30 protein-coding genes are annotated in these 26,019 nt (G+C 63.6%); 16 read left to right on the top strand and 14 right to left on the bottom strand.

From position 1 onward, the window contains the following. The first annotated feature begins 31 nt into the window (after positions 1-31). Positions 32-526, top strand: coding sequence for a CreA family protein (locus Q0C17_RS00990; RefSeq protein ID WP_291199914.1), 495 nt, complete (start codon positions 32-34; stop codon positions 524-526). Between the two features lie 2 nt (positions 527-528). Here Q0C17_RS00990 and rph read toward each other — a convergent pair whose 3' ends face one another. Next, entirely contained in the window at positions 529-1,254 is a 726-nt protein-coding gene (gene rph, locus Q0C17_RS00995) for a ribonuclease PH (RefSeq protein ID WP_291199916.1), read from the bottom strand. 90 nt (positions 1,255-1,344) lie between these two features. On the opposite strand from rph, the gene Q0C17_RS01000 reads away from it, so the two are divergent. The 5 genes from Q0C17_RS01000 (at position 1,345) to Q0C17_RS01020 (ending at position 5,778) form a co-directional block, all read left to right on the top strand. Further along, a complete protein-coding gene (locus tag Q0C17_RS01000; RefSeq protein WP_291199918.1) occupies positions 1,345-3,015 on the top strand; it encodes a formate--tetrahydrofolate ligase in 1,671 nt (556 codons plus the stop codon). Between the two features lie 63 nt (positions 3,016-3,078). Then, on the top strand, positions 3,079-3,375 hold the full coding sequence (locus Q0C17_RS01005; protein WP_291199921.1) for a metalloregulator ArsR/SmtB family transcription factor: 297 nt from the start codon (positions 3,079-3,081) through the stop codon (positions 3,373-3,375). Beyond that, positions 3,372-3,983, top strand: coding sequence for a DUF1648 domain-containing protein (locus tag Q0C17_RS01010; RefSeq protein WP_291199924.1), 612 nt, complete (start codon positions 3,372-3,374; stop codon positions 3,981-3,983). The genes Q0C17_RS01005 and Q0C17_RS01010 overlap by 4 nt, the downstream gene beginning before the upstream one ends. Before the next feature lie 143 nt (positions 3,984-4,126). Beyond that, complete coding sequence (gene hrcA, locus Q0C17_RS01015) at positions 4,127-5,218, top strand: heat-inducible transcriptional repressor HrcA (RefSeq protein WP_291199927.1); 1,092 nt, start codon at positions 4,127-4,129, stop codon at positions 5,216-5,218. Continuing rightward, on the top strand, positions 5,215-5,778 hold the full coding sequence (locus tag Q0C17_RS01020) for a nucleotide exchange factor GrpE (RefSeq protein WP_291199930.1): 564 nt from the start codon (positions 5,215-5,217) through the stop codon (positions 5,776-5,778). Before hrcA ends, Q0C17_RS01020 begins: the two co-directional genes overlap by 4 nt. Here Q0C17_RS01020 and Q0C17_RS01025 read toward each other — a convergent pair. From Q0C17_RS01025 to Q0C17_RS01045, 5 genes are all read right to left on the bottom strand, one after another. Further along, a complete protein-coding gene (locus Q0C17_RS01025; RefSeq protein ID WP_366914749.1) occupies positions 5,775-6,443 on the bottom strand; it encodes an alternative oxidase in 669 nt (222 codons plus the stop codon). The genes Q0C17_RS01020 and Q0C17_RS01025 overlap by 4 nt on opposite strands. Before the next feature lie 111 nt (positions 6,444-6,554). Next, a complete protein-coding gene (locus tag Q0C17_RS01030) occupies positions 6,555-7,445 on the bottom strand; it encodes a hypothetical protein (RefSeq protein WP_291199937.1) in 891 nt (296 codons plus the stop codon). A gap of 27 nt (positions 7,446-7,472) precedes the next feature. Further along, positions 7,473-8,756 (bottom strand): glycosyltransferase family 87 protein, encoded by a 1,284-nt coding sequence (locus Q0C17_RS01035; protein WP_291199940.1) that lies wholly within the window; start codon positions 8,754-8,756, stop codon positions 7,473-7,475. A gap of 76 nt (positions 8,757-8,832) precedes the next feature. After that, the gene (locus Q0C17_RS01040) at positions 8,833-9,921 is read right to left on the bottom strand and encodes an aldo/keto reductase (RefSeq protein WP_291199943.1); all 1,089 of its coding nucleotides are present in this window, start codon (positions 9,919-9,921) and stop codon (positions 8,833-8,835) included. 23 nt (positions 9,922-9,944) lie between these two features. Beyond that, positions 9,945-10,208 (bottom strand): DUF2061 domain-containing protein, encoded by a 264-nt coding sequence (locus Q0C17_RS01045; protein WP_291199946.1) that lies wholly within the window; start codon positions 10,206-10,208, stop codon positions 9,945-9,947. Positions 10,209-10,478: 270 nt separating this feature from the next. Between Q0C17_RS01045 and dnaK the strand changes: the two genes are divergently transcribed. Then, on the top strand, positions 10,479-12,371 hold the full coding sequence (gene dnaK, locus Q0C17_RS01050) for a molecular chaperone DnaK (RefSeq protein ID WP_291199949.1): 1,893 nt from the start codon (positions 10,479-10,481) through the stop codon (positions 12,369-12,371). Positions 12,372-12,507: 136 nt separating this feature from the next. Here the strand turns inward: dnaK and Q0C17_RS01055 are convergent, their stop codons facing one another. Next, positions 12,508-13,497, bottom strand: coding sequence for an NADPH:quinone oxidoreductase family protein (locus Q0C17_RS01055; RefSeq protein ID WP_291199952.1), 990 nt, complete (start codon positions 13,495-13,497; stop codon positions 12,508-12,510). Positions 13,498-13,594: 97 nt separating this feature from the next. On the opposite strand from Q0C17_RS01055, the gene Q0C17_RS01060 reads away from it, so the two are divergent. Genes Q0C17_RS01060 through Q0C17_RS01070 form a run of 3 tightly spaced genes read left to right on the top strand, consistent with a single transcriptional unit; the run spans position 13,595 to position 15,319 of the window. Next, positions 13,595-14,467 (top strand): isoaspartyl peptidase/L-asparaginase, encoded by an 873-nt coding sequence (locus tag Q0C17_RS01060; protein WP_291199955.1) that lies wholly within the window; start codon positions 13,595-13,597, stop codon positions 14,465-14,467. After that, complete coding sequence (locus tag Q0C17_RS01065) at positions 14,464-14,784, top strand: hypothetical protein (protein ID WP_291199957.1); 321 nt, start codon at positions 14,464-14,466, stop codon at positions 14,782-14,784. Before Q0C17_RS01060 ends, Q0C17_RS01065 begins: the two co-directional genes overlap by 4 nt. A gap of 1 nt (position 14,785) precedes the next feature. Then, complete coding sequence (locus Q0C17_RS01070) at positions 14,786-15,319, top strand: RNA methyltransferase (protein WP_291199960.1); 534 nt, start codon at positions 14,786-14,788, stop codon at positions 15,317-15,319. On the opposite strand, the gene Q0C17_RS01075 is transcribed toward Q0C17_RS01070, so the two are convergent. Further along, positions 15,316-15,990 carry a ChrR family anti-sigma-E factor gene (locus Q0C17_RS01075; RefSeq protein ID WP_291199963.1) on the bottom strand — a complete coding sequence of 225 codons (675 nt, stop codon included), beginning with the start codon at positions 15,988-15,990 and terminating at the stop codon, positions 15,316-15,318. The two genes, Q0C17_RS01070 and Q0C17_RS01075, sit on opposite strands and share 4 nt — an antisense overlap. An 86-nt stretch (positions 15,991-16,076) precedes the next feature. Further along, on the bottom strand, positions 16,077-16,598 hold the full coding sequence (locus tag Q0C17_RS01080; protein ID WP_291199966.1) for a sigma-70 family RNA polymerase sigma factor: 522 nt from the start codon (positions 16,596-16,598) through the stop codon (positions 16,077-16,079). 325 nt (positions 16,599-16,923) lie between these two features. Between Q0C17_RS01080 and Q0C17_RS01085 the strand changes: the two genes are divergently transcribed. Next, positions 16,924-17,364, top strand: coding sequence for an invasion associated locus B family protein (locus Q0C17_RS01085; protein ID WP_291199969.1), 441 nt, complete (start codon positions 16,924-16,926; stop codon positions 17,362-17,364). Between the two features lie 10 nt (positions 17,365-17,374). On the opposite strand, the gene Q0C17_RS01090 is transcribed toward Q0C17_RS01085, so the two are convergent. Both Q0C17_RS01090 and Q0C17_RS01095 read right to left on the bottom strand, forming a co-directional pair. Beyond that, positions 17,375-18,010: a 1-acyl-sn-glycerol-3-phosphate acyltransferase gene (locus Q0C17_RS01090; protein ID WP_291199971.1), complete on the bottom strand. Its 636-nt coding sequence runs from the start codon at positions 18,008-18,010 to the stop codon at positions 17,375-17,377. Positions 18,011-18,168: 158 nt separating this feature from the next. After that, a complete protein-coding gene (locus Q0C17_RS01095) occupies positions 18,169-18,807 on the bottom strand; it encodes an OmpA family protein (RefSeq protein ID WP_291199974.1) in 639 nt (212 codons plus the stop codon). Between the two features lie 189 nt (positions 18,808-18,996). Between Q0C17_RS01095 and rlmN the strand changes: the two genes are divergently transcribed. Then, positions 18,997-20,163 carry a 23S rRNA (adenine(2503)-C(2))-methyltransferase RlmN gene (rlmN, locus tag Q0C17_RS01100; protein ID WP_291199978.1) on the top strand — a complete coding sequence of 389 codons (1,167 nt, stop codon included), beginning with the start codon at positions 18,997-18,999 and terminating at the stop codon, positions 20,161-20,163. A 29-nt stretch (positions 20,164-20,192) separates the two neighbouring features. On the opposite strand, the gene Q0C17_RS01105 is transcribed toward rlmN, so the two are convergent. The 3 genes from Q0C17_RS01105 to Q0C17_RS01115 all read right to left on the bottom strand — a co-directional run bounded on the left by Q0C17_RS01105 (position 20,193) and on the right by Q0C17_RS01115 (position 23,322). Then, positions 20,193-20,615: an NUDIX hydrolase gene (locus Q0C17_RS01105; protein ID WP_291199982.1), complete on the bottom strand. Its 423-nt coding sequence runs from the start codon at positions 20,613-20,615 to the stop codon at positions 20,193-20,195. A 27-nt stretch (positions 20,616-20,642) separates the two neighbouring features. Continuing rightward, a complete protein-coding gene (locus Q0C17_RS01110; RefSeq protein WP_291199985.1) occupies positions 20,643-20,822 on the bottom strand; it encodes a hypothetical protein in 180 nt (59 codons plus the stop codon). A gap of 70 nt (positions 20,823-20,892) precedes the next feature. Then, positions 20,893-23,322 (bottom strand): EAL domain-containing protein, encoded by a 2,430-nt coding sequence (locus tag Q0C17_RS01115; protein WP_291199991.1) that lies wholly within the window; start codon positions 23,320-23,322, stop codon positions 20,893-20,895. Between the two features lie 251 nt (positions 23,323-23,573). Between Q0C17_RS01115 and Q0C17_RS01120 the strand changes: the two genes are divergently transcribed. From Q0C17_RS01120 to Q0C17_RS01135, 4 genes are all read left to right on the top strand, one after another. Further along, the gene (locus Q0C17_RS01120) at positions 23,574-24,335 is read left to right on the top strand and encodes a phosphodiester glycosidase family protein (protein ID WP_291199996.1); all 762 of its coding nucleotides are present in this window, start codon (positions 23,574-23,576) and stop codon (positions 24,333-24,335) included. After that, entirely contained in the window at positions 24,332-24,571 is a 240-nt protein-coding gene (locus Q0C17_RS01125; protein WP_291200001.1) for a DUF2164 domain-containing protein, read from the top strand. Before Q0C17_RS01120 ends, Q0C17_RS01125 begins: the two co-directional genes overlap by 4 nt. A gap of 108 nt (positions 24,572-24,679) precedes the next feature. Continuing rightward, a complete protein-coding gene (locus tag Q0C17_RS01130; RefSeq protein WP_291200006.1) occupies positions 24,680-25,021 on the top strand; it encodes an ArsC/Spx/MgsR family protein in 342 nt (113 codons plus the stop codon). An 87-nt stretch (positions 25,022-25,108) separates the two neighbouring features. After that, complete coding sequence (locus Q0C17_RS01135) at positions 25,109-25,969, top strand: hypothetical protein (RefSeq protein WP_291200009.1); 861 nt, start codon at positions 25,109-25,111, stop codon at positions 25,967-25,969. Positions 25,970-26,019 lie beyond the last annotated feature (50 nt).

Below are 26,019 nucleotides of genomic sequence, written 5' to 3' on the forward strand. Positions count from 1 at the left end.
AACCAAATCCGGCGCCTGGCGTTTGACCCGCATGAAGCCGCTGACAGCTGTTCCCGCGCTCGCGTTGGCGTGCCTTCTGGCTGCCTGCGGCAGCGGCAATGAAGTGGGGGAATTCAAGAACGATTGGACCGGTAACGAGATCAAGGTCATGCAATTGCAGGATCCGAAAGTCTCCGGTGTGGTCTGCCACCTTGCGCATTTCGACCGCGGCGTCTGGGACCGGCTCGGCAAGGGCAACTGGTTCGAGAACCCGTCGAACTCCTCGATCTCATGCCTGCAGTCCGGCCCGATCACAGTCGGAAGGATCGACCTCGACAAATCCGGCGAAGAAGTCTTCGACCAGAGCCAGAGCCTCGTGTTCAAGCAGCTCGCCGTACGCCGGATCTACGATGCGAGCAGCGATAGCCTGATGTACGTTTCCTTCAGCCGCAACATTGTGGATGGCTCGGCCAAAATGAGTCTCTCGACAGTGCCGCTTTATGGGCGGGACGTTACCTGGGCGAACGGCAAGCCCACCACAGAATAGGCTTAACCGATCGCCGCCCGCTGCGCCGCAAACAATTCGTTGCAGCCCTTTTCCGCCAGCACGATCATCGCTTCGACTTCGGCCCGCGTCATCGGGCGTGCTTCGCCGGTACCCTGAACTTCGATGAAGCCGCCATCCGAACTCATCACAACGTTCATGTCGGCTTCGCCGGTGGAGTCTTCGGGGTAATCCACGTCCAGCACCGGATGGTTCTGGAACAGGCCGACGGAGATCGCGGCGGCCTGCTTCTGGATCGGGCTCGCCTTGATCACCCCTTCGGTCTGCAGATAGCGGCAGGCAATTGCCAGCGCCACGAAGCCACCGGTGATCGAGGCCGTGCGTGTGCCGCCATCCGCCTGGATGACATCGCAGTCGATGGTGATCGTATTCTCGCCCAGCACGGCCAGGTCGATGACAGAGCGCATCGAGCGGCCAATCAGGCGCTGGATTTCCTGCGTGCGGCCTGACTGCTTGCCCTGCGCCGCTTCCCGGCGGCCGCGGGTATGTGTGGCGCGCGGCAGCATGCCGTACTCGCCGGTGACCCAGCCGCTGCCCTTCCCTTTCATCCAGCCTGGTACGCCCTTCTCCCAGCTGGCAGTACACAGCACGTGGGTATTTCCGAACTTCGCAAGGCACGAGCCCTCGGCATACCGCGTGACCCCGGTTTCGAGCGTGATGGGACGCAATTCGTCAAAAGCGCGGCCGGACGGTCGGACAAGACTGGGCATTCAATGGAATCCTTCTAGGTTGCGGCCTGATTTGCGGGTTTTGAGCGGCCTGTCCACACCAAAGGATGTGCCGCAGGAGATTGGGCCGACATGCCAAGTGACATTGAGATCGCGCGTGCCGCGAAGAAAGCGCCCATCGGCGAGATCGCTGCCAGGCTCGGCATTCCGCCTGAGGACATCATCCCTTATGGCCATGACAAGGCGAAAATCTCCGCCCAACACCTCCGCAGCCTGCGTCCGCAGGCCCCCGGTAAACTGATCCTCGTCACCGCCATCAGCCCGACCGCCGCCGGCGAAGGCAAGACGACCACGTCCGTCGGTCTGGCGGATGCGCTGAACCGGATCGGCGAGAAAACCCTTCTCTGCCTGCGCGAGCCGTCACTCGGCCCCTGCTTCGGCATGAAGGGCGGCGCCACCGGCGGCGGCCTCGCCCAGGTTGTACCCATGGACGAAATCAACCTCCACTTCACCGGCGACTTCCACGCCATCACGTCGGCGCACAACCTGCTCACGGCAATGGTCGACAATCATATCCACTGGAACCACGCCCCCGAGATCGACCCCGCCCGCGTGACCTGGCGACGTGTTATGGACATGAATGACCGCAGCCTCAGGAGCATCGTGTCTGGCCTGGGCGGTCCGGGCAATGGAACACCCGCCGAGACCGGTTTCGACATCACGGTTGCCTCCGAAGTCATGGCCATCCTCTGCCTTGCACGCGACGCCGCCGATCTCGAGGCGCGCCTTTCCCGCATCATCGTTGGCTATACGCGCGCGCGCGCCGCTGTCACCGCCGCCGACATCAAGGCCGTGGGCGCGATGATGGTGCTGCTGAAGGATGCGATGCAGCCGAACCTCGTGCAGACGCTGGAGAATAACCCAGCCTTGATTCATGGCGGCCCCTTCGCCAACATCGCACATGGCTGCAATTCGGTGATCGCAACCCGCGCCGCCTTGCGGATGGCGGACTATGTCGTCACCGAAGCCGGCTTTGGCGCAGACCTTGGCGCCGAGAAGTTCCTCGACATCAAGTGCCGACAGGCAAGCCTGGTGCCCGACGCCGCCGTTCTGGTCGCAACCGTCCGTGCCCTGAAGATGCATGGCGGCCTCCCCAAGGAAGACCTCGCCACCGCCAGTTATAGCGCCCTCGAATCCGGCCTGGCCAATCTTGGTCGGCACATCGAGAACCTACGGCTCTTCGGCCTGCCGGTTGTCGTCGCCATCAACCGATTCACCACCGACACATCTGCCGAACTCAGCGCTATCGAAGCCTATTGCACGCGCCTTGGCGTGAAGGTCGCAGTCTGCACCCACTGGGCCGAAGGCGGGCGCGGCGCGGAGTCGCTGGCGCGCGCGGTGACTGACATCACCGCCCAGCGCGCGGAGCCCTTCTCCCTTCTGTACCCGGACGATATGCCCCTCTTCGAAAAGATCGAGACGGTCGCCCGGCGTATCTACCGGGCCGAGCGCGTCGACACGACCCGCGCCGTGCGCAAGCAGCTGGCCGACTGGGAAGCCGCCGGCTTCGGCAACCTTCCGGTCTGCATGGCGAAGACACAGTACAGCTTCTCGACCGATCCGGGCCTCCTCGGCGCGCCGGAAGGCCATGTCGTGCGCCTGCGCGAAGTGCGCCTCGCCGCCGGGGCCGGTTTCGTGGTCGCCATTTGCGGGGACATCATGACCATGCCGGGACTGCCCCGCCGCCCTGCCGCGGAGATCATGCACCTCAATGCCGGGAGCCAGATCGAAGGCCTCAGCTGACGCCATTTAGCAAAATTGCGAAATAGACTTGCCTCTAATTAGCGGTTTCGCTAATTAGCAGATATGGAAAACAGCGTTTTCAAAGCCCTGGCCCACCCGGCGCGCCGTCAGCTTCTCACGATGCTGCGGCAAGGCCCCCGGCTGGCGGGCGGCCTTGCCGCCGAGTTCGAGGCCAGCTGGCCGACGATGAGCCGGCACCTCGCGGTACTGAAAGACGCTGACCTGATCACTGCCGAGCGGCAGGGGAACCAGATCCTCTACCGCGTCAACACGAGCGTCCTGGAGGATGCTGCCTCTGCCCTGCTCGGCCTGATCGGCCGCGACACGGGCGACGACGAGCTGAAGGATGCCGCAGAATGAAACCCTATATCCGCACCGGACTTGCCTGGTCTGCCGTCGCCACGATCCTGTCGGTGGGACTCACGGTGTACACCTGGACCCAGCTTCCCGAGGCCGCCGAGATCCCCGTCCACTGGGATATCGAAGGCCGCCCCGACCGGTTCGCCGAAAAGGGCACGGCGATGGGCCTGCTGATGATCGTGCCCGGCGCGATCTTCCTCACGGGTGTCATCCTGGCGCTCATCCCGCCCCTCGACCCGCGCAGGGGCAATATCGAGATCGGCCGCAAGGCCTACCTGGCCACTTGGATCGGCACCGCCGCCCTGATGTTGGCGGTGCATACCGGCATCTGCGTCGCCACCCTGAGATCGGCCGGCGGCGCGGACTTGCCGAACGGGTTCGTCAGGTACGTGATCGCCGGATGCGGCCTGTTGATAATCGTCATCGGCAATTACATGCCCAAGACGCGTGCCAGCTTCCTGTTCGGTGTGCGCACACCCTGGACCTTGTCGTCCGACCTCGCCTGGGAGAAAACCCACCGGGCGCCGGGCCAGTTTTCATGGCAGCGGGCGCGCTGGGGATCGCCGGGGCATTTATCTTCGACGGCATCTGGCTCGCCCTGCAAATGACCGCATTCGTCGGCTCAGCCGCGCTTATCTCGGTCGTTTACTCCTACTTTGCCTGGAAAAGCGCTTCTGACAGGGACGATGGGACGGGCCTGACTGTCTGAAGGCCTATTGAACCCAGAGCCTCCGCTCCCTAATCCAGACGCATGGCTGAGCGGTTCGAAACCAATTCCCTGATGCAGCGCCTCGATCAGCGCTCCCGCGACATATTCCGGGAAATCGTCGAGGGCTATCTGGCGACCGGGGAACCGGTCGGCTCACGCACGCTGTCAAAGAGCGGCATCCAGCTTTCCCCCGCCTCGATCCGCAACGTGATGGCCGACCTGACCGAGCTCGGCCTCCTCGACGCGCCCCACATTTCCGCCGGACGCGCGCCCACCCACCGGGGCCTGCGCCTCTTCGTAGATGGCTTCCTCGAGTACGGCGAACCGTCGAAGCTCGACAAGAAAGCCATTGATGACCGCCTTGCTGCGGCGGGTGCGGATTTCGAATCCGTGCTGGGGGAAGCGTCCGACATTCTCTCCGGCCTGACCGGCGGCGCGGGCCTTGTCTCTTCCCCCACCCATGATGCCCCCGTGCGGCATGTCGAATTCGTGCCGCTCGCCGGCGGCGATGCGCTGTGCGTGCTCGTCACCGAGGACGGCGATGTCGAGAACCGCTTCATCAAGGTGCCGGACGGCTTGCCCCTCACCACGCTGATCGAAGCCGGAAACTACCTCTCTACCCGCCTGAAGGGCCGCACGCTGGCCGAAGCCACAGCTGAAGTGCGCACTGAACTGCGCACTCGCCGCGCCGCGCTGGACACAGCTGCGACCGCCCTTGTCGAGGCCGGCCTCGCCCAATGGGGCGGCGACGCGCCCGGCAGGGGCCGCAGCCTGATTGTGCGCGGCCGCGCCAATCTCCTCGAAGATGCCAAGGCCGCCGAGGACCTTGACCGCGTCCGCCAGCTGTTCAACGAACTGGAACGCCAGCAGAGTCTGCTCGAGATCCTGGACACCACGCGCGACGCCGAGGGCGTGCGCCTGTTCATCGGGTCGGAGAACCGGCTTTTTCCGTTGTCGGGTTCAAGTGTGATTGTGGCTCCCTATATGGGAGGCACGAAACAGGTGATCGGGGCACTGGGCGTGATCGGGCCAACACGGCTCAACTACGCCCGGGTGATTCCGATGGTCGATTATACCGCGAAAGTGGTCGGCGAGATTCTCGCGGGCCGCCGCGGCAAGGATGGGAAATCATGAGCGATCCGACGAACACGAACGAAACCGCCGATCTGGAAAACCCGGAAAAAGCCGCCGCCGAAGCGCCGGCGCCTACGCCGGAAGAGGTTATTGCCCGGCTGGAAACCGAGAAGGAAGAGCTGCGCACGCAGTTCCTGCGCCTCTACGCAGACCTCGACAACACCCGCAAGCGGGCTGACCGCGAAGTCTCCGAAGCGCGCGTCTACGGCATCGGCAAATTCGCCGGTGACCTGCTGAACGTCGCTGACAACCTCGCCCGCGCCCTCGCCTCGCTCCCCGACACGGACCGCGACACGCTGACAGAAGCCGGCAAGAACCTGCTCGGTGGAATCGAGATGACACAGAAAGAACTGCACACGGTGTTCACGCGCCACAACGTGCTACAGATCGAAGCGGCCCCCGGCTGCGCCTTCGACCCGAACGTGCACCAGGCCGTCGCGCAGATCCCTTCCCCGCACCCGGCTGGCACAATCGCAGAACTCTTCCAGCCCGGCTGGCGCATCGGCGAACGCACCCTGCGCGCCGCCATGGTCGCGGTGAGCCTGGGGCAGGCGAACTAGGCGGCAGGCGCCAGATCGCTCTCTTTGCCGGGATCAGCAAGCTGCGCGCCGTCCTTCGGACGGCGGCAAAGCTCTTCGGCAAAGGCATGGTTCATATCGCGGTGCCCGGCCTCGTCCTGGCGCACAGCAATCACCACGTCGCGCAGGGTGGCATCGGAGGGAAGCTTCCAGTAGTCGATGGCCAGTTCCGGCGCGGGCGGGTTCGGTAGATGACCGGCATCGATCTGCGCCAAGTACTGGGTGTAGCTGACCACAGCCTCTTCCTCGAAATAGCCCACCAGCCGGTGCGCCGTGCGCGGCGCAAACAGGTACAGAAGGAAGAAGGCGTTGAAAAACACGCCTTGCGCCAAGATGATCAGTATACGTTCAAACCAGTTGGGCTTTGCTACCGCGATGAAGGTCATCAGGTGCATCCGCTCGTTTTCGGCTTCCGAGAGCAGCGTGTGGATCCAGCCCCGGTCATCCTGGAACCGGCGCAGGCTTTTCAAGTGGTTTAGCATGCCGCCGACCATGCCGGGCACCGCTGCGACCGTTTCCAGCACCACTGCCCGGTGGCCGTAGCGCTTACGGAAGAAGGTATCTGCGAAAATGCGCAGCATCTTCGTCAGTCCGTAGGCGACCCGGTCCGACAGGTCACTCGGCGCATGCCGGTACTCCAGCGGCATCACTTTCGGGGCAGTTCGGTCCAAAGTCATAGCAATCACCTCCACTCAGGAGATGGCGTTGCGGAAACCTCTGGCAAGACCGGCGTGCCCGGACAAGCCGTCGCAGCCTCTCTACTGGCCCACAATCTTCCACGCCGTGACGGTCCCCGGCTCCCAGTTGGGAACGATGACGATATCTCCGTACACGTTCAGATCGTTCTGCAGGATCTTGTCGACTTTTGTGTCGATGAGCAGCGTTACCACGCCGTCGTCGCCGACATGGTGGATCTCGCCGGGCCAGCTGGACACGAGATAGCCGCCGCCGGGAACGAGGCCGACGCCGTCGGCGTCCTTCATTCCGGTCGCAATCACGGTTTCGGCCCCCGGGGCCTGCAGCGCGATCAGGTCGCCCTTCGTCATTGTAGTGATCAGCAGCCGGTCCCCGTCGCCGAGAATGCCATTGATACCTTCCCAGGCCGCGTTCGCGGCAAGCACCGAGGCGCCGTCCGGCGTAACCTTGTGGATCGTCGCCGTGCCGGAATCGGAAACAAGCACATCGCCCTTCCAGACCGTCATATCGTTCAGGAAGCCCACCCCTTCCATCACCACCTTGCCCTTCGCGGCGCCCGTGGCGGCGTCAAACATCGCCACACCGTCGCGGTCAGCGGCGTAGAGCACGCCCTCATGCACAGCGAGACCCGCAGGCGCATGCATGCCTTCCGCAAACTTCGCTGTCGCCACGGTGCCGTCGGTGTTCAGTTTCGAGATATAGCCGTTGCCGTCCAGCGCGGCTGAATCACCGGGGCCGATATTGGAGATGAAATAGCTGCCATCGGCGGCGAGCGCAGCGCCTTCCGGCTGCTCGAAGCCGGAGGTGGTCCAGAGCAGCTCAAGCGAGCCTGGCGTCGATGTCGCTGCAGCTTCGGGCGCCGCCGCTTCGGTCGCTTCGACCGGCTCTGCAGGCTTGCCGCCACAAGCTGCCAGGATAAGGCCCGCGAAAGCTGGTATGATGAACGTGCGCATGTTGCTCCCTCCTACTTGTGAAGGAGACTATGACACGGGCGCAGACTTTGTGAACAGGGCTGCCGGAAACGTCCGGAAGACCGGCGCAGACCAGATCAGGAGCAGCCCGCTGATCACGAGCGGAGGCAGGACGAGAATCGCATCTCCCCGGCCGAGTAGCGGCGTCCAGAGTGGCAGTGCCAAAACAAGCCCGGCGGCAAATGCGAGAATCCAGTCGATACCTTCCCGGGCGGCCCGTGCCGCAACCGGCACAGCGACCATCACCAGCAGGGCACCAAGGTCATAGTTGAAGGCGTAAGGGGTCAGCACGAACGTGCCCGCGAGCAGAAGGCGGCTGCGCGTCTCCTCATCCTTTGAGCGCACCATCGCATAAAGGCAGGCCAGCACCAGCGGCGCCGCGAGGCAGGCATGCAGCGCCAGCGCGGATTCCTGCGCCAGTCCGGCGGCGCGGAAGGCCGCAAACCAGGTCGGCATCATGTGAAGGAACTGGCCGGTCCAATGTGCCGCCACGTATTGCTGGTAGGGTAGCGTGACCTCGAAGAAAGCTATCCATGCGGCCACGCCGAAAATCGCTGCGGACAGGCCGATCAGGCCGCCGGTGAAGGCAACGGCCCACGCAATGGTGACAAAGCGGCGCTCGGTCAGCAGCAGCAGCGGCAGCAGCAGGCCGAGCTGCGGCTTCATCGTCAGCACGGCCAACATCAGACCTGCCGCCATCGGCCGTGTCTTGCGCCAATACAAGGCTTGCAACATCACGGCGCCGAAGAAGAAGCCGTTTTGTCCGGCGAGAACCTGCAGCACGAAGAATGGGACCAGCAGGCCCAGTGCAATCGGGAACACGGTGCGCGAGTTCGGCCCCGCCATGCGGTGCGACCAGGCCCGGACAGTCCAGGTGAACCAGCCGCCGGTCACGGCCATGAACAGGCCGTAGGCAGCCGGATAGGAGAGGAAGCCGAGAGGCCAGGTCACCAGCAGCATGTGCGGCGGATACGACCAGGCGCGCGGTTCCATGCCGGGCATGCCGAACGCGGCCTCAAGGGCTGCCTGATGCGTCGCCTGTTCGGCAAGCAGCGACAAGTCGCCGCCCAGCGCCAGCCGGCCTGACAGCCAATAGTTCGCAAAATCCCGGTTGGCGAACGCAGGCAACGGCGCGCCGGCAAAGAACCCTTCGACTACGCCCGCAAGCGACGGCACCCAGAAAGCCACATTGGCCAGCGACAAGAGGACAAGGCAGACAAACACCTTGGCCGCACCGGAAAATCCGGCAGGCGGCGCAGCGAGGGTTGCTGCCGGAATGCTGTCTGCAGCCAAGTCCGCCCGCTCCTGTGTTGGACGCCGGACCCTAGCATCGCGGCCTTAAGAATTTCTCATCCGGCCAGAGCGCCGGTCAGACTTGCCCGCGCCGGTCCATGCCCTGGCGGTCCAGCATCCAGCCCGGATACTCGGGCGGCAGGGCCGAGACGGTGTCCAATGCGGCAAGGTCAGCGGCGTCCAGTACGACGTCCACAGCACCCAGGTTGTCCACCAGCTGCGCCATCGTCCGTGTGCCAATGATGACGCTGGTCACATGGCTTTGGTGCAGCAACCAGCCGAGGGCCACCTGCGGAACGGTCACGCCCTTCATCACGGCGATCTCGCGCATCGCGTCGATGATGTTGAAGCCCTTCTCCTTGTCGACCGGCGGGAAGTCGAAGATCGTCCGGCGCGCATTGTTGGGCCCTGCCCCGTTGCGACTGAACTTGCCGGAGAGGAATCCGCCCGCCAGCGGGCTCCAGGGCAGGATCGCCAGGTTCTGGTCCTTCGCCATCGGCACTACTTCGCGCTCGAGATCACGCCCTGCGATGGAATAGTACATCTGGCAGCTCTCGAACCGGGCAAGGCCCCGCTTCTCGGCATACGCCACCGCCTTCATGATCAGCCAGGCGGGCATGTTGCACAGGCCTACATATCTGACCTTGCCGGCGCGCACGACCGCGTCCAGCGCCTCGACGGTCTCCTCGATCGGGGTCAATGGGTCGGTGCCGTGCACCTGGTAGAGGTCGATATAGTCGAGGCCGAGCCGGTCGAGGCTGGCGTCCACGCCGTCAAAGATATGCTTGCGGGAGAGACCCGAAACATTGCGCGCGTGCTTTTCGCGCCGCTCGGCCTCGGCCTTCTCATTGGCGCCGGCATCCTCGGCCACCAGGGTCGAGACCCGGCCGAACACTTTTGTAGCCACCACCGTCTCGTCGCGCGGCAGGCCGGTATTGCGCAGCGCCTGTCCGAGGATCGCCTCGGAGCGTCCGGCGGAATAGACGTCGGCCGTATCGAAGAAGTTGATGCCAGCCTCGAAAGCCGCCTTCACCAGCGCGTCCGCTTCTTCCTGCTGCTGTTTGCCGATGAATTTCCAGATGCCCCCGTCGCCGCCGAAGGTCATCGTGCCGAGACAGAGTTTCGAGACAACGAGACCGGTGTGTCCGAGTTTGGCGTATTTCATGGGGCGTCCTCTTGCTGCCCCTCCTAGATAAGCACGGAACGCGCGGCGTCGAGGCGATAGCCGGCGAGGGCCGCCAGCGGGATAGCTCGCTCCGCCTTTTCCGAGGCGCGTTCGTGCAACGCGCAGGCCGCCGTCTGTACAACGGGCTCGATTATCCCGTTGGCAAGCGCCGCCTTCCAGCTGCCCGCCAGGGCATGGGCAACGCTGATGGCAATCGTGACATGCATGCCGCTATAGGTCAGCGTCTTGAGGGCGGACCGTCGCAGAGGCGGAAATCGGAGTCTCATGTGACCGAAAGCGGACGCCTGAGAATCGTTTGCAATCAAATCCCGTCCAAATTTGCCATAGGCGGCGCCTATGGCGCCACCTATCCAAATGTGCATACGCCCCTTGAGCCCGGCCCCAGTCTTCCCATATCGACGACCGAACAGGTGAGTGGAGCGAAGGCCCCGTCTCACCGCTCAAAAACGTAACTTGAAAGAGCCATTGGCGGCCGGGGCTGCTGAGCAGACCGAACCCACAATCGCCAACGGCGGCTGACAGAAGAGAGAAACAGTATGAGCAAGATCATTGGTATCGACCTCGGCACCACCAACTCGTGCGTCGCCGTTATGGAAGGCGGCCAGGCGAAAGTCATCGAAAACGCCGAAGGCGCCCGCACCACCCCGTCCGTTGTGGCCTTTACCGAAAGCGGCGATCGGCTGATTGGCCAGCCCGCCCGCCGTCAGGGCGTCACCAACCCGGACTTCACCTTCTACGCCATCAAGCGCCTGATCGGCCGGACCTTCGACGACCCGACCGCGCAGAAGGACAAGGCCATGAGCCCCTTCTCGATCGTCAAGGCGCCAAACGGCGACGCTTGGGTCAAGGGCCGCGACAAGGACTATTCCCCCCAGGAAATCTCAGCCTTCATCCTCACTAAGATGAAGGAAACCGCTGAAGCCTATCTTGGCGCCAAAGTGACGCAGGCAGTCATCACCGTGCCGGCCTACTTCAACGACGCGCAGCGCCAGGCCACCAAAGACGCAGGCCGCATCGCCGGCCTCGACGTATTGCGCATCATCAATGAACCGACCGCGGCGGCCCTCGCCTACGGCCTCGAGAAGGGCGGCAACAAGACCATCGCCGTTTATGACCTTGGCGGCGGGACGTTCGACGTCTCGCTCCTCGAGATCGGTGACGGCGTGTTCGAAGTGCTGTCCACCAACGGCGACACTTTCCTCGGCGGTGAAGACTTCGACCTTCGAATCGTCGATTTTCTTGCTTCCGAGTTCAAGAAAGAACAGGGCATCGATCTGAAGACCGACAAGCTCGCCCTCCAGCGTCTGAAGGAAGAAGCCGAGAAGGCGAAAAAGGAACTCTCGTCGGCCTCGCAGTACGAAGTGAACCTGCCCTTCATCACGGCGGACGCCACCGGCCCGAAACACCTGAACATCAAGCTGACCCGCGCCAAATTCGAAGGTCTCGTCGAAGACCTCGTCAAGCGCACCATCGATCCGTGCCAGAAGGCGCTGAAGGATGCCGGCAAGACGCCGTCGCAGATCGACGAGGTCGTCCTCGTCGGCGGTATGACCCGCATGCCGGCCGTACAGGAAGCAGTGAAGAAGTTCTTCGGCAAGGAGCCGCACAAGGGCGTTAACCCGGACGAAGTCGTCGCCATCGGCGCGGCCATCCAGGGCGGCGTGCTGCAGGGCGACGTAAAGGACGTGGTGCTGCTCGACGTGACCCCGCTCTCGCTGGGCATCGAAACGCTTGGCGGCGTGTTCACCCGCCTGATCGACCGCAACACGACGATCCCGACCAAGAAGTCCCAGGTCTTCTCGACGGCCGAAGACAACCAGCCTGCTGTGACCATCAAGGTCGCCCAGGGTGAGCGCGAAATGGCCACTGACAATAAGCAGCTGGGCCAGTTCAACCTCGAGGGAATCGCCCCTGCCCCGCGCGGCCTGCCGCAGATCGAGGTCACGTTCGACATCGACGCCAACGGCATTGTCTCGGTTTCAGCCAAAGACAAGGCCACCGGCAAGGAACAGCAGATCACGATCCAGGCAGATGGTGGCCTCTCCGAAGCCGACATCAAGAAGATGATGGCCGAAGCCGAAGCAAACGCCAGCGCCGACAAGGCACGCCGCGAACTGGTTGAGGCCAAGAACCACGCCGAGGCGCTGATCCATCAGACCGAGAAGCAGCTGGCCGAGCACGAGTCGAAAGTCACCGACGCTGTGAAGGACGAGATCCAGAAGGCGATCGCGGACCTGAAAACCTCTGCCGCCGGTGACAATGCCGCCGATATCCAGGCCAAGCACCAGTCGCTGATGAACGCCGCCATGAAACTCGGCGAGGCGATCTATGCCGCAGCCGGCACCGCCGCGGCCGAAGCTGACGGCGCAAAGGATGACGGCGTAGTTGACGCCGACTTCGAGGAAGTCGACGGCGACAAGCGCGCATAAGCCGCTTTCCTCCCTACACGGACAAAACCCCGCCGGAACCATCCGGCGGGGTTTTCTTTTGGCACTACTCCGAAGCGGATACGGATCCTCCGTCGCCGCCATCACGGCGTCCAGCGACGCAGACGCTTTCGCCCTATCAGATCAGAACGACAACCTTGCCCGTCGCCTTGCGATCCATCAGTTCCCGGATAGCTTCACCGCCGCGTTCGAGCGGATAGGAATTCGACACGTGCGGGCGCACCTTGCCGGCTTTGTAGAGTTCGAACAGTTCTTTGACGTTCTGCGCATGGGCCTTCGGATCGCGCGCGACCGCCGCGCCCCAGAACACGCCGCGTACATCGCAGCTTTTCAGCAGCGTGAGGTTCAGCGGCAATTTCGGGATCCCGGCCGGGAAGCCGATGACGAGGAAGCGGCCTTCCCAGTTCAGTGCGCGCACGGCCGGCTCGGCATAATTGCCGCCCACGCCGTCATACACGATGTCGACGCCGCCGCCGGAGATCGCCTTGATGTCATCGGCGAATTTCTTCTGGCCATCGCGGTCCAGTTCTGCCGCATAGACCAGCCCCTTGTCGGCGCCTTTGGTGAGGCAGAAGTCCACTTTCGCCTGCGTCGAGGCCGCGGCGATCACTTCCAGGCCCATCGCCTTGCCGAGTTCCACCGCCGCAATGCCGACGCCGCCGGCGGCGCCCAGCACCAGCAGCTTCTCGCCCTTCTTCGGGTCTGCCCGGTCCTTCAGCGCGTAGTAGGAGGTGCCGTAGGTCATCATGAAGGCGGCCGCTTCATCGAAGGGCATGTTATCCGGAATCGGCATGACGCTCGGTCCAGCCGCGAGGCAGAACTGCGCCATACCGCCCGTGCCGACCGAAGCCAGCACGCGGTCGCCAGGCTTCACGTGAGTGACGCCTTCACCCAGAGCGGAAACGAAGCCCGCTACTTCGCCGCCCGGCGCAAACGGGCGCGCGGGTTTGAACTGGTACATGTCCTGCAGCATTAGCGCGTCCGGGAAGTTCACCCCGCAGGCTTTCACTTCGATCAGCACCTGACCCTTGCCGGGCACCGGCGCGGCCACATCCTCGATCACGAGGGACTCAGGGCCCCCGACAGTTTTCGATAGCACGGCTTTCATGCGCCACTCCCTTCACGGCTTGTTGTTTCGACCTCTGGACGGTAGCCATGCGGCACGCCCCCGCCAAGCCTGACGCGGGGGGAAAGAGGCAAAAGAGATGGCGAAAATCTGGTCCCTTGCCCTGCATGGCGGCGCCGGGCCGATCTTCGGGCGCGATTACGCGCCGGAAGAAGCACACATCCGCGGCCTGCTTGCCGATGGCGCGGCGCGCCTCGCCGCCGGCGAGGCCGCGCTGGACGTCGTTGAGGCTATGGTGATGGAACTCGAAGCCTCCGGCCTCTACGTCGCCGGCCGGGGTGCGAGCCCGAATTCCGCCGGCCAGTGGGAACTCGACGCCGCGATCATGGACGGGCGCACGCGCCGCGCCGGCGCGGTCGGCGCGCTTCAGGGCTTCGAAAGCCCTATCCAGGCCGCCCGCGCCGTGATGGAGCGCACGCCCAACGTCCTGCTCGTCGGTGACGGTGCCGTAACGCTCGCCGAGGAGGCTGGCCTCGCCCGCGTGGTCGATCCGCAAACCTATTATGGCGCGGTCGACGAAGACACCGTTCAGGAAGACATGCCCAACATGGGCACCGTCGGCTGCGTCGCGCTCGACCTCTACGGCGACCTTGCTGCCGCCACTTCAACTGGCGGCGTCCTGTCCAAGACGCCGGGCCGCATCGGCGACACGCCGATCATCGGCGCCGGCACTTGGGCCGACGAGCGCTGCGCCGTCAGCTGCACCGGCCTCGGCGAATACTTCATCCGGGCCAATGCGGCCGCCGATGTCTCTGCCCGCATCCGCTATGGCAACCAGCCGTTCGAAAGGGCGGTCCACGGCGCGCTGGATGATGTCAAGCGCCTCGGCGGCAATGGCGGCATGATCGCTGTCTCGGCGAGCGGCGATCTTGCCTGGGGCTTCAATTCATCCGGCCTCAAACGTGGCCTCGCGGACTGGCGCGGCCGTTTCGAAGTGGCGACGTTCCTATGATCATAGCTTTCTGGATTCTCGCCGCGCTTCTCGGCTTCGCCATCCTGCTGGCCGCGCAGATGCGAATGCTGCTGTCGATCGCGCTGCGCCGAGCGCTGGCAGCGAAGTTCGGCGGCAAGCACACCGACCCCGAATACCGCACCGCGATTTATGACGCAGGCCGCATCCCGCCGGACCACGAGCATACGCGTTATCTGTCCACGGAGTATCCGAACCCCCTCGCCCACCTGCAGCTCGCCCGCCGCGTCGCCCTCATCGCCCCTGCGCTCTTGCTGGTGCTTGTGCTCACCGGCCGCTACGGCCTCGGAGTGTTCTGACATGCGCGGCTTCTTCGCCATCGGCGCCGAGCGCATTTCCAAGCCGATGAACCTCGGCGCCCTGATGCGCACCGGCCATGCCTTCGGCGCCAGCTTCGTCTTCTCGATCCGGGCCGCGAAGAACATCAAGGAAGGCCACTGGGCCGATACTTCCAAGAGCGAAGACCAGATCCCCTTCTACCAGTGGGACTCCGTTGACCAGATGCAGCTTCCGCGCGGCTGCCAATTGGTCGGCATCGAACTGACAGATGACGCCGTCATGCTCCCCTCCTTCCGGCATCCTCCTCAGGCGGCCTATATCCTCGGCCCGGAGAAGGGAAACCTCTCGCCGGAAATCCTGGAGCGCTGCGCGCACGTCGTGAAGATCCCGACCAAGTTCTGCATCAATGTCAGCCTCGCCGGCGCGATGGTGATGTATGACCGGCATTTGTCGATGGGCGGTTATGCCCCGCGCCCCATCATGCCCGGCGGACCGGACACGCAAGTCCGGAAACATGTTGCGGGTCCGGACAGAATAAAGCCGGGTGAAGGTTAGCGCGCGCCAAGCATCCGCTGCAGCATACCCAGCATGCCGGTAAAGTGCAGGCCGCCATCGCGCACGGCGAGCGCGTAGCATATCTCGCCCTCGTCGCCGACCGGCGTGTGCGTGTCTGCCGGCCCCTTGATCACGACATCGCCTGGCCCGTACGAGCCGCGTTCGTCGGAAAAGCCGCCGGCTACGACCAGCGTGTACTCATGGCCCGCATGCGTGTGGCGCGGAATCTTCGCGCCCGGCGAAATCCTGTAGAGTTCGGTTTCCATGCGCGAGCCGGTGTCGAGCTTCAAACGTTTCAGCCCGCGGCCCATTGGCCGCCAGCTGCCGCGCCCGGTAGCTTCCAGCGCTGCCGTGCGCAGCGGCTCAGGCAGCGCCAGCATCTCGTCGATCGCTTCTCCCGCGGCGCGCCCCGCACGGACCGAAGCGGCCGCGCCGGCATCCAGTTCGTCGATGGCTGCCAGTGCCCGGTCGAGCGCCCCGTCGCTGAGCTTCGCTGACGCGGCGGACTCCAGCAGGCTGCCGGAGATCATTTCGCTGAACACAACTGATTCCCGGATCTCCGGGCGCAGCACGCCCTGCGTCTCGACCATCAGCGTAAAGGCCGGATCAAGGCAACCTGCCGCGTAAGCAGCATAGAGTTCACTGAAGGAGTTGGGAGGTGAAGCTGGCATCGCACAAAAGATCCGGTCGTTTCCCGCTAGATTGTCCGCGTGACGGGAAGGTCAAGGACAAGCCGCTACAGAATGCAGGCCAAGGGTTAAGTCGCCCCTTCGAGCTCGCCTCTGAGGCGCAGGAAAGCCAGGCGAATTCGCGACTTCACGGTCCCGAGCGGCAGGTTGAAGGCCCGCGCAATCTCGGAATGCGAAAGCCCGTCATAAAAGGCGGCCTGCAACAGTAGCAGCTGGTCCGCTGGCAGCTTCACCAGCTGCGAGCGCACGAGGCCCTCCATCTGCCCGCGCGCCAGCGTGGCATCCGGCTGTTCGATCTCGGGCGGTCGCAGCATTGGGTCATCCGCGGTCAGTTCCGGGCGGCGCTGGCGGCGCTGCACGTCGATTCGGCGGTTGCGGGCGATCCGGAACATCCAGGTCGAAACCGAGGCCTGTTTGCGGTCATACAGACCTGCCTTCTGCCACACGGTCACCAGAACATCCTGCGCAAGTTCCTCGGCTTCGGAATCACTCGCGCCAAGACGCAGCATGTAGCTCTTGATCCGGGGGGCGTAGAAATCGAACAACTCGGCAAAGGCCGCCTTGCTGCGCTCGGCGGAAATCGCCGCCATGCAGTCTGCGTGACGATCCCGGAGATCGGGATCCGCTGTCCTGACGGTCTTGTCGAACACGCGTGCTGCCTTTCCCGTTTTGCTGGGATCACTTTCACCGTTGTGACGTCGCAAAGCAACCATGGCGTTTAAACTTTCGTGATTACACTCGTTATAAGTGTTTCTCGTGGTCGCGCCCGGAGGCGCTTGCCACTACAGTTCTGGTCTCAGCGCCGACTATGGGAAGAAGCTATTGAGCAAGCAACATCAAACACGCCGCCGGACGTCCCGCCGCGCCCTTCATCTCGCAATCGTGATCGCGCCGCTCTTCCTGGCGGCCCCGGCGATGGCCGAACCGACGGCCGTGGGCCGTTTCAAGGACTGGGCGGTGTTCACCGAAACGGTGGAAGGCGATCTCATCTGCTACGCTGCGACCGAAGCCGAAACGAAGACGCCGACCAAGGTGAACCATGGCGCGGTCTGGTACTATGTGACGAGCTGGAAGTCCGGCAAGGCCAAGGCTCAGCCCTCGATCAAGGTCGGCTATGACATAAAGGAAGGCTCGAGCCCCAAGGCCAAGGTCGGACGTTCGTCCTGGACCCTCTTTCCGGCCGGCCGTGAAGCCTTCGCCGAGGATGCTGACGATCCGGCCATCGTCAAAGCCTTGCGCGAAGGCGCAAGCCTCACGGTCGATGCTACCTCCGCAAGGGGCACGAAGGTGTCCTACAAGTTCTCGCTGAGCGGTTCGGCCAGCGCCATCGATAAGGCGGCGGAAGCCTGCCGCTGAGGGCCTGGCGCTATTTCCAGGCCGGCTTGACGAACTTCTCCGGGATCATGCCTTCAGCCTCGGCATAATAGGTGAGCACCTTCGCCATGTCGGCGGCGGCGTCCTCCGTGGTCTCAAGCGGGCCTTCGAGGCGCAGCACCTTGGTCTTGTAGTCCAGCACCGCCATCAGCAGCGGCACCTTCGCCGACCGTGCGATATGGTAAAACCCGGTCTTCCAGTTGGGATTGGCCTCCCGCGTGCCCTCAGGCGCGACCGCCAGATGCATCGTATCGGATGCCGCAAAGGCCTGCCGCATCTGCTCGACTACGTCGTGCGAACTGGACCGCTCAACCGGCACGCAGCCCGACCGCTTCACCAGCCAGCCCAGCGGCCCGCGCACCAACGCCGCCTTGCCCATCCAATTGAGCTTCACGCGGTACCAGCCGGCAACGGCGACCATCGTCAGACCGTCCCAGTTGGACGTGTGCGGCGCCGCCACGATCACGGATTTCGGCACCTGAACCGGCCAGTCCGAGCCAACCCGCCAGCCGGTCGCCTTCAGGTAGAGCCAGGAGACACCGCGGATGAATTCAGAGAAAAGGCCGCTATAGGGGGCGCTGCGCGCGAAAGGGCCGTTGGCCCGCTTGGCGTGTCCTGTAGCTGTCATGGCCCCACGATCGGTGCTTTGCGCCGGAATACCATATACCGCCGCGCGAATTCTGGCTGGATTGCATCGAAAAGCAGCTCAGGCGGGCAAATGCAAATTGGGCGGCGACCCGAAGATCGCCGCCCGTCCTTGTTCAGCCTGTCAGGCCGGAGCGCAGATTACTGCGAGACTGGGGTCAGGATGATCTCAACGCGGCGGTTCTGGACCCGGCCGGCTTCGGTCGAGTTGTCAGCCACTGGATAATCGATACCCATGCCGGTTGCGGTCATCCGGATCGGCTGGACACCCTGGTTGACCAGATAGGCACGCACGGCGTCGGCGCGCTGTTGCGACAAGCGCTGGTTGAAACCGCGGTCACCTTCCGAGGAAGCGTGGCCACGGATGTCGACGGCGGTCGACGGATACTCGACGAGCGTCGTCGCGACGCTGTTAAGCGCCTGATAGAAGCCCGGCTGGATGGTCGCGCTCGATTGGGCGAAGGTGATGCCGGACGGCATGGTCAACGCAAGCTGGTCGCCTTGACGCTCGACTTCGATGCCCGTGCCCGCGGTTTGCTGGCGCAGCTTCTCTTCCTGCTTGTCCATGTAGACGCCGACCGAAGCGCCGGCGATCGCGCCCACAGCCGCGCCGATCGCGGCGTTACGCTTGTCATCACCGCCGGCCATCATGCCGGCGCCTGCGCCAAGGATAGCACCGGCTGCGGTGCCGGTCAGTACGCGCTGGCTCGGGCCGGTCTGGCAGGCCTGCAGGAATAGCGGCAGCGCGAGTGCGGCCACGAGGATTGCGGACTTCTTCATGAGGAGACTCCCTTGTCATGGTTTGATGGGCCGCTCTTTGCGGCAACCCGTATGAATATACGCCAACAGCCCGGGGGTTCCCGCAATTCGGTGACAAAAAGAAGGCATACTCAACCATTTGCACCCTTACATTCCGTCCATGTACGGAGCGGTTTTCCTTAACGGAGCCCCCATGCTATAGGCCCGCCGATGTCCAGAACCCTCGATCTTTCCAGGCGCCCCGCGCCCCTACCCGGCCCCAGAACGCTGGCCGGCCTGTCAATTCCGGCCCTCAAGGCCGAAATGGAAAGCCTCGGGCTTGACCCCAAGCAGGCAGGTATGCGGGCCAAGCAATTGCGCCGGTGGGTTCACCATTTCGGCGCACGTGAATTTTCGGTTATGTCGGATATCGCGAAGGAACTTCGCGCGGTTCTGGCTGACAAGTACGTGCTGGACCGTCCGGAAATCGCCGACCATCAGGTCTCGAAGGACGGCACCCAGAAATGGCTCACCCGCTTCGCCCCCGGCGTCGAAGGCGAAAGCGTCTACATCCCCGATGTCGGCAAGGCCGGCGCACTCTGCGTCTCTAGCCAGGTCGGCTGCACCCTCAATTGCACTTTCTGCCATACCGGCACGCAGGCCCTCGTTCGCAACCTGACGGCGGCCGAAATCGTCCAGCAGGTGCTGATCGCGCGCGACGCACTTTCCGAGTGGCCGACGTCGACGGAAGACCGCCTGCTGACGAACATCGTCTTCATGGGCATGGGCGAGCCGCTCTACAATCTGGACAACGTCGTTGAAGCTATCGACACCATCGCCGACGGCGACGGCATCTCCATCGGCCGCCGCCGCATCACGGTGTCCACTGCCGGCGTAGCCCCGAAGATCCCCGAGCTTGGCGCACGCACCAATGCCGCCCTCGCCATCTCGCTGCACGCCACGAATGATGACCTGCGCGACCAACTGGTGCCAATCAACAAGAAGTACGACCTGCAGACCCTTTTCGAGGCGATCCGCGCCTATCCCGACCTCGGAAACTCGAAGCGCGTCACCTTCGAATATGTCATGCTGAAGGGCGTCAACGACTCGCTCGCCGAGGCACGCGATCTCATCCGTCTGCTGAAGGGTGTGCCGGCGAAAATCAACCTGATCCCGTTCAACCCCTGGCCGGGCAGCCCCTACGAGTGCTCCGACTGGGAGACGATCGAGGAATTCGCTGAAGTGCTGAACCGCGCCGGCTATGCCTCGCCGATCCGCACCCCGCGCGGCCGCGACATCCTGGCCGCCTGCGGCCAGCTGCGCTCGGAAAGCGTCAAGAAATCCGCCGCCGAGAAGCGGCGTGAGGCGCTGGAAGGCGCGGCGGATCAAGGCGCCTGAGACAGCGTCTCCCGCGAGCAATGCAGCCGTCAATTTTCGGCGAGTAATTCTGCAAGTCGCATCTGAAGATGCGGAACGGCCGCTTCGTGCTGGATGAATTCTGTGATCGACATGAGCGACCAGCGCTGCCCCTCTTCGCCAAATTGTACACGTTCGATTTCTTCGATCTCCACACTCGCAATGCAGAAGTAAGTATCAAGCCCAGAAGATGACGGGCTCTCATAGCGCGTCAGTCTTTCAATGCGCTCGGGAGCGATTCTCAGACCGAATTCCTCTTCCACTTCGCGGATCACACAGTCGACCGGACTTTCTTCGCCCTCACGCCCGCCCCCGGGCAGATCCCACATGCCTGGAAACGGAATTCCCTCCTTTTGATCACGAAGGTAGGCGATCAGCGCAGTTTCACAGACCAGCGCGATCTTCGTTCCGCTGAACGGTCCGCCATTCCACATCCCGAAACTACTCCCTTGTGCCGCGCCCTACCGCATCTTCGAAATCTTCAGCTTGTCGATCTTTGCACGCGCCTGCACCGACTCCTCACTGCGGGTCAGCGCCTTGCCGATGGCTTTGAGGCTCATGCCCTTGGCCGCCAGAAGGTGCAGCTTCTGCACCTCGTCGGTCGTCCATGCCTGACGGTGGCGTTCAAATTTTTCGGCCATGCGCTTGCTCCCGTACGCACGCCAGAACGGCGCACCTCGAACTTACACTAGACCACAATTTCCCTGCCTGTCAGGAAGCGTTGGCGAGCGAGGCTGCAACTAGGCGCGGCAGCGCGCGCACTGCCACCCCTGACGATGCCGGTGCCCGCTTCAGCAAACCGGCCTTCTCGAGATCGGCTGGAAGACCCGGCCGCCCGAAATGATATCCCTGCAACTCGGTACAGCCTTCGTCGATCAACCGGCGCGCCTGCTCGGCCGTTTCGACGCCTTCAGCCGTCGTGCGCATCCCGAGGCGCCGCGCCAGCCCGAGCACGGCCTGGATGATTGCGGCGCATTCCTCGCTCGTCTCCATCTGGTCGACGAAGGACTTGTCGATCTTGATCTTGTTGAACGGGAACGTGCGCAGATAGCTCAGCGACGAATAGCCGGTGCCGAAATCATCGAGCGAGATCGACGAGCCAAGATCGCGCAGCGCATGCATCACGCTGAGGCTGTCTTCGGTCGCATCGAACAGTGCAGTTTCGGTAATCTCGAAATCGACGCGCCGCGGGTCAATGCCTGTCTGCGCCATCGTATGCGTCACGATCGTCAGCAGCGATCGGTTCTTCACCTGCATCGGCGACAGGTTGATCGAAACCTTGAGGGAAGGATCCCACGTCGCCGCCTCGCGCAGCGCTTCGCGAATGATCCAGTTGCCGACCTGCCAGATCAGGCCGGTCTGCTCGAGGATCGGCACGAACTCGGCCGGACAGACATTGCCGCGCTTCGGGTGCATCCAGCGGATCAGCGTCTCATAGCCGCTGATCTGGCCCGTCTGAGCGTCCACGATCGGCTGATAGTTGAGCTCGAACTCGTTGTTGGCCAGCGCGCTGCGCAAGTCCGATTCCATCCGCATGCGGAGGTGAACCATCTCGTTCATTCCAGGCTCGAAAAGGCGGGCGGTATCCCGCCCGCCCTCCTTCGCCGCCATGAGGGCCAGGTCGGCAAAACGCATCAGGTCTGTGGCATCCACAGAATGATCCGGGAACATGGCAATACCGATGCTGACCGTCGACTGGACAAGCGCGGTATCAGTATCCACCGCCACCGACATCAGGTCCTGGATCGTCAACGCAAGCGCCATCGCCTCGCCTGGGCCGGAAATACCCTGCTGCAGAATCACGAACTCGTCGCCGCCGAAACGCGCGACAATGTCCTGCGGCCCCAGCACGGACTGGATACGCCCCGCCACGGACTTCAGCACCGCGTCTCCTGCCGCATGTCCGTGGACGTCATTGATGGTTTTGAAGCGGTCAAGGTCGAGGCAATGAACCGCGAAGGGGTGCACCGTGGTACCGAAGGAACTGGCAGCGGCCTGAAGCGCTTCGCGGAGCTTTTCCTGCTTGGGCACACCCGTCAGGGAATCGAAATGAGCCAGATGGGCAATCTGTTGGTCGGCCCTGCGCTTCTCGGTCACATCGGCGGCCACGCCCCGGAAGCCGTCGAAACGGCCCATCTCGTCAAACACTGGTTTGGCCGAAATGCGCCACCACTGACGAGTGGACCCGCGGCGCGTCGCAAGGCTCACATTGTGAACCGGCTGATAGTTTCCCAGCGCTTCGCGCAGGCGCGCAAGGTCTGCCGCCGCTTCCGGATCGGTTGCATCGAAGAAATCGATCAGCGGTTGGTTGTCGAGCTGCTCAACCGTGAAACCCGACCGTTCGGCCAGATGCTTGGAAGGTCGCATCAGCCGGTGGTCTGCATTGGTTTCCCAGAGACAGTCGGACGCTGCCTCCTCGAATTCGTTGAGCAGCAGGCTGATCACGGCTTGTTTCTTCTCCAACTGCACGGTTTGGTCCGTCAGCTTGGCCGCCTGCAGCCAGGAGCGCACATGGTTGGTATAGTTCCAGGAGGTCGTCCGTATCATGACAATCGTCAGGATACCAAGCAATGCCAGAAGGGCCAGCTGCTCCGTACCTGTGCCGGAACGCAAGAGGCCAAGCGCCATACCAAACGACAACGCGGAGACAAATGGGATCGCTGCCGCGGGAAGGGTCGACAGCACATAGGCTGCGCCCGTCATCATTCCAGCGCAGACCCACAGCACGATGGCGAGATCAAAACCTTGTGTCGCAGGCAGGAACAGAACCGGACAGATCGACCAGGCGAGCCCTAGAGCGGCCGACTCTGCGATCGGGCGGTAAAGCTCTTGCTGCGTCCGCGGCCGGGGCGGCGTCTGGTGCCGCATGACGCGGAGGACGGAGCGCGCACCGAGCAGCGCGAGGCACGACATTAGCGTGCCCCAGAACAGAAGGGCCGGCGACGGCGCATGGTAGGAAAGGTAAGCGATCAGCACGAGGGCGTTCAGCGCGCTCGCGGTCAGGCCGAAAGGCAGAAGCTGTCGGAACGTGTGGAGCTGCTGGCCCCGGATGTAGGCGGCGTGTTCGGAACTCATGGTCGCCGGGCCGAGATCTCGTCTCGCCAAGGTGAACCAGTTTTCCATCATCGCCCCGTTCTTCATCCCTTCGGACTTCCCTGCCAAATGCGGGCATCTTCGGTGTCACCGGTATCAAATTGTGCAGAACATCCGTTTAAACCGGTCTGTGAAATTCAACACAAACCGGTACCCGGCCCGTCACACACTGTCGCAGAGCGCTGCCACATGTGTGGCCGGCCGGTCCCGAATCGGGTCTCGCTTTCCCCAGGCCTTTACAACCTCGTGCAGGCGCCGAGGTTGCGGCTTCCGCCCCGCATGACTAACCTGTCGCAGCCATGTTGTTGCGCGCCGCCCTCCTAGCCCTTTGCGGCCTCGCCCTTGCAGCCTGCACCGGCAAGACCGAGGGGCCCTGTGACACGGTCACCTTCGAATCAACGCCCTATCTCGTCTGCAGTTTCGACGCCGAGACAGACGACATCCGCCTCTTCCTGCGCGACGAGGCAGGGGCCCCCTTCGGCCAGTTCGATCGGCTAGCGAATCACGTTGCATCTCAAGGCGGCAGCCTGATCTTCGCGATGAACGCCGGCATGTACCATGAGGACCGCCGCCCGGTCGGCCTCTATGTCGAAGAAGAAAAGTCCGAGATGGGCCTGGTGAAAAATGCCGGGCCCGGCAATTTCGGCATGCTGCCTAACGGCGTCTTCTGGCTCGATGAGGGCGCTGCCGGCGTCACAGAAACCCTTGCCTACGCTGAGCGCTTTGCAGACGACCCGCCACGCTTTGCCACCCAGTCCGGCCCGATGCTGGTCGTCGACGGCGAGCTGCACCCCGTGCTCAACCCTGACGGCACCAGCCTGCGCCGCCGCAACGGCGTCGGCGTCAGCGCCGATGGCCGCCGCGTCGTGTTCGTTATCTCGGACTCGCCGGTCAACTTCCACGTCTTTGCCCGCCTCTTCCGCGACGAACTGAACGTGCCCAACGCCCTGTATCTCGATGGCGCCGTCTCTAAGGTCTACGCCCCGGCGCTGGAGCGCAACGAATCCGGCCTCGACATGGGGCCCATCGTCGGCGTGGTGCGCGAGGCGGGCCGATCGTGAAGCAGCTGAAACTGTCGCCGGACCGCCGCCAGCGCCTGATTGAGCAGGTCCAGACCATGTATGCCCGCGATTTCGACGAAAGCCTCAGCGCCTTCCGGGCCGGCGAACTGGTCGACCGGATGACCACCCTGATCGGCCCGGGCGTCTATAACCAGGCGGTTGAGGACGTGCGCGCACACCTGCAGGGCCGCCTCGATGATCTTTCCGGCGAAGTCTTTGTGGAAGACCCCGCCTGAGCCCCGCCCTTCAGCAGAGCTTACCGCACTTGTCAGCGGCTTGCGCATCTCGCCCCGCCGCCATACCTGCCGCTCACTGACCCGCCGCGATCAAAGGAGACAAAGCCGATGACCATCAAGCTTTTCGGCCTGAAGAATTGCGACACCTGCAAGAAAGCCCTCGGCGAGATCAAGGCCACAGGCCACAAGGCCGAATTTGTCGACATCCGTGCCGAGGCAGACCTCGCCCGCAAGGTGCCCGAATGGCTGAAAGCCGTCGGTGACAAGCTGGTGAACCGCAGCTCCACTACCTGGCGCGCTCTAACCGAAGAAAACAAGGCCCGCGCCACCGGCTCAAGCCTCGAAGGCCTCCTCCTCGGCAACCCGACGCTCATCAAACGCCCGGTCATCGAGGTAGATGGCGACGTCCTCATCGGCTGGACCGACGCCTCAAAGGCCCGCATCGGCTGAACTTAGAGCAAACTTATTCGGTCTCCGGGCAACGGATTCCGGATTGGCGCACGTTCAAACTCGGAAAACTGCCCCCGGAGATCCAACGTGCGCTGCTTCCTTGCTGCTGCTTTCGCCCTCTTCGCCGCCGCCATGCCCGCCTCTGCTGATCCGGAAACTCTGACCGTCATGGCCGGAAAGACCGAGCGGGAGTTCATCCTCTACACTCCTGCGACGGCGCGCAGCCCTGTCCCCCTCGTTCTGGTCTTCCATGGCGGCGGCGGAGGAGATGACTGGATGGCGAACAAGTCCCGCGTCCTGACCCGCACTCTCAACGAAGCGGGCTATGCCGTCGCCTACATGAACGGCTCGGCGCGCCGCGACGGCGAGAAGCTGCGCACCTGGAACGCCGTCCATTGCTGCGCCTATGCGGCAAAGAAGAAAATCAACGACGCCGCCTATGCCGACGCGGTGATCGAAGAGGCGGATCGCCGCCTCGATATCGACCGTACCCGGATCTTCCTGATGGGCCATTCCAACGGCGCCATGCTGAGCTACCGGATCGCCGGCCAGATGAAGACCACGCCGCGCGGCATCGCGCCCATCAGCGGCGCCATCTTCGCCGACCAGCCGGACGTGCCGGACCGCACAGCGATCTTCATGTACCACGCCGTCGATGACGAAGTGCTCAGTTATGATGGCAACCCCGAAGACAAGGCCGAACGCTGGCGCACAGCGCCGCATGTCGGCTTCGTAAAGGCCGAGGCAAAGCTCGCCGGACTCAAAAACTGCGGCGCACCGGTCGCCTCCGGCTTCGATGGCGGCGTGCAGATGACCGAGCGCGCCTGCCCCGGCAGCTCCTCCCTCGTTGCCGTAACCTCACCTTCCGGCGGCCACGAATGGCCAGCGAACGCGCCCGGCTACAGCATCGAGCAAGCGGTCCTCGGCTTCTTTGAACGCCAGCGTTGAACGCTGATTCCCTGTAACAATCCGGATTGCCGACGCCGCGCAGCGCGCGC

It is taken from the genome of Hyphomonas sp. (assembly GCF_022844445.1).
Lineage (GTDB): Bacteria > Pseudomonadota > Alphaproteobacteria > Caulobacterales > Hyphomonadaceae > Hyphomonas.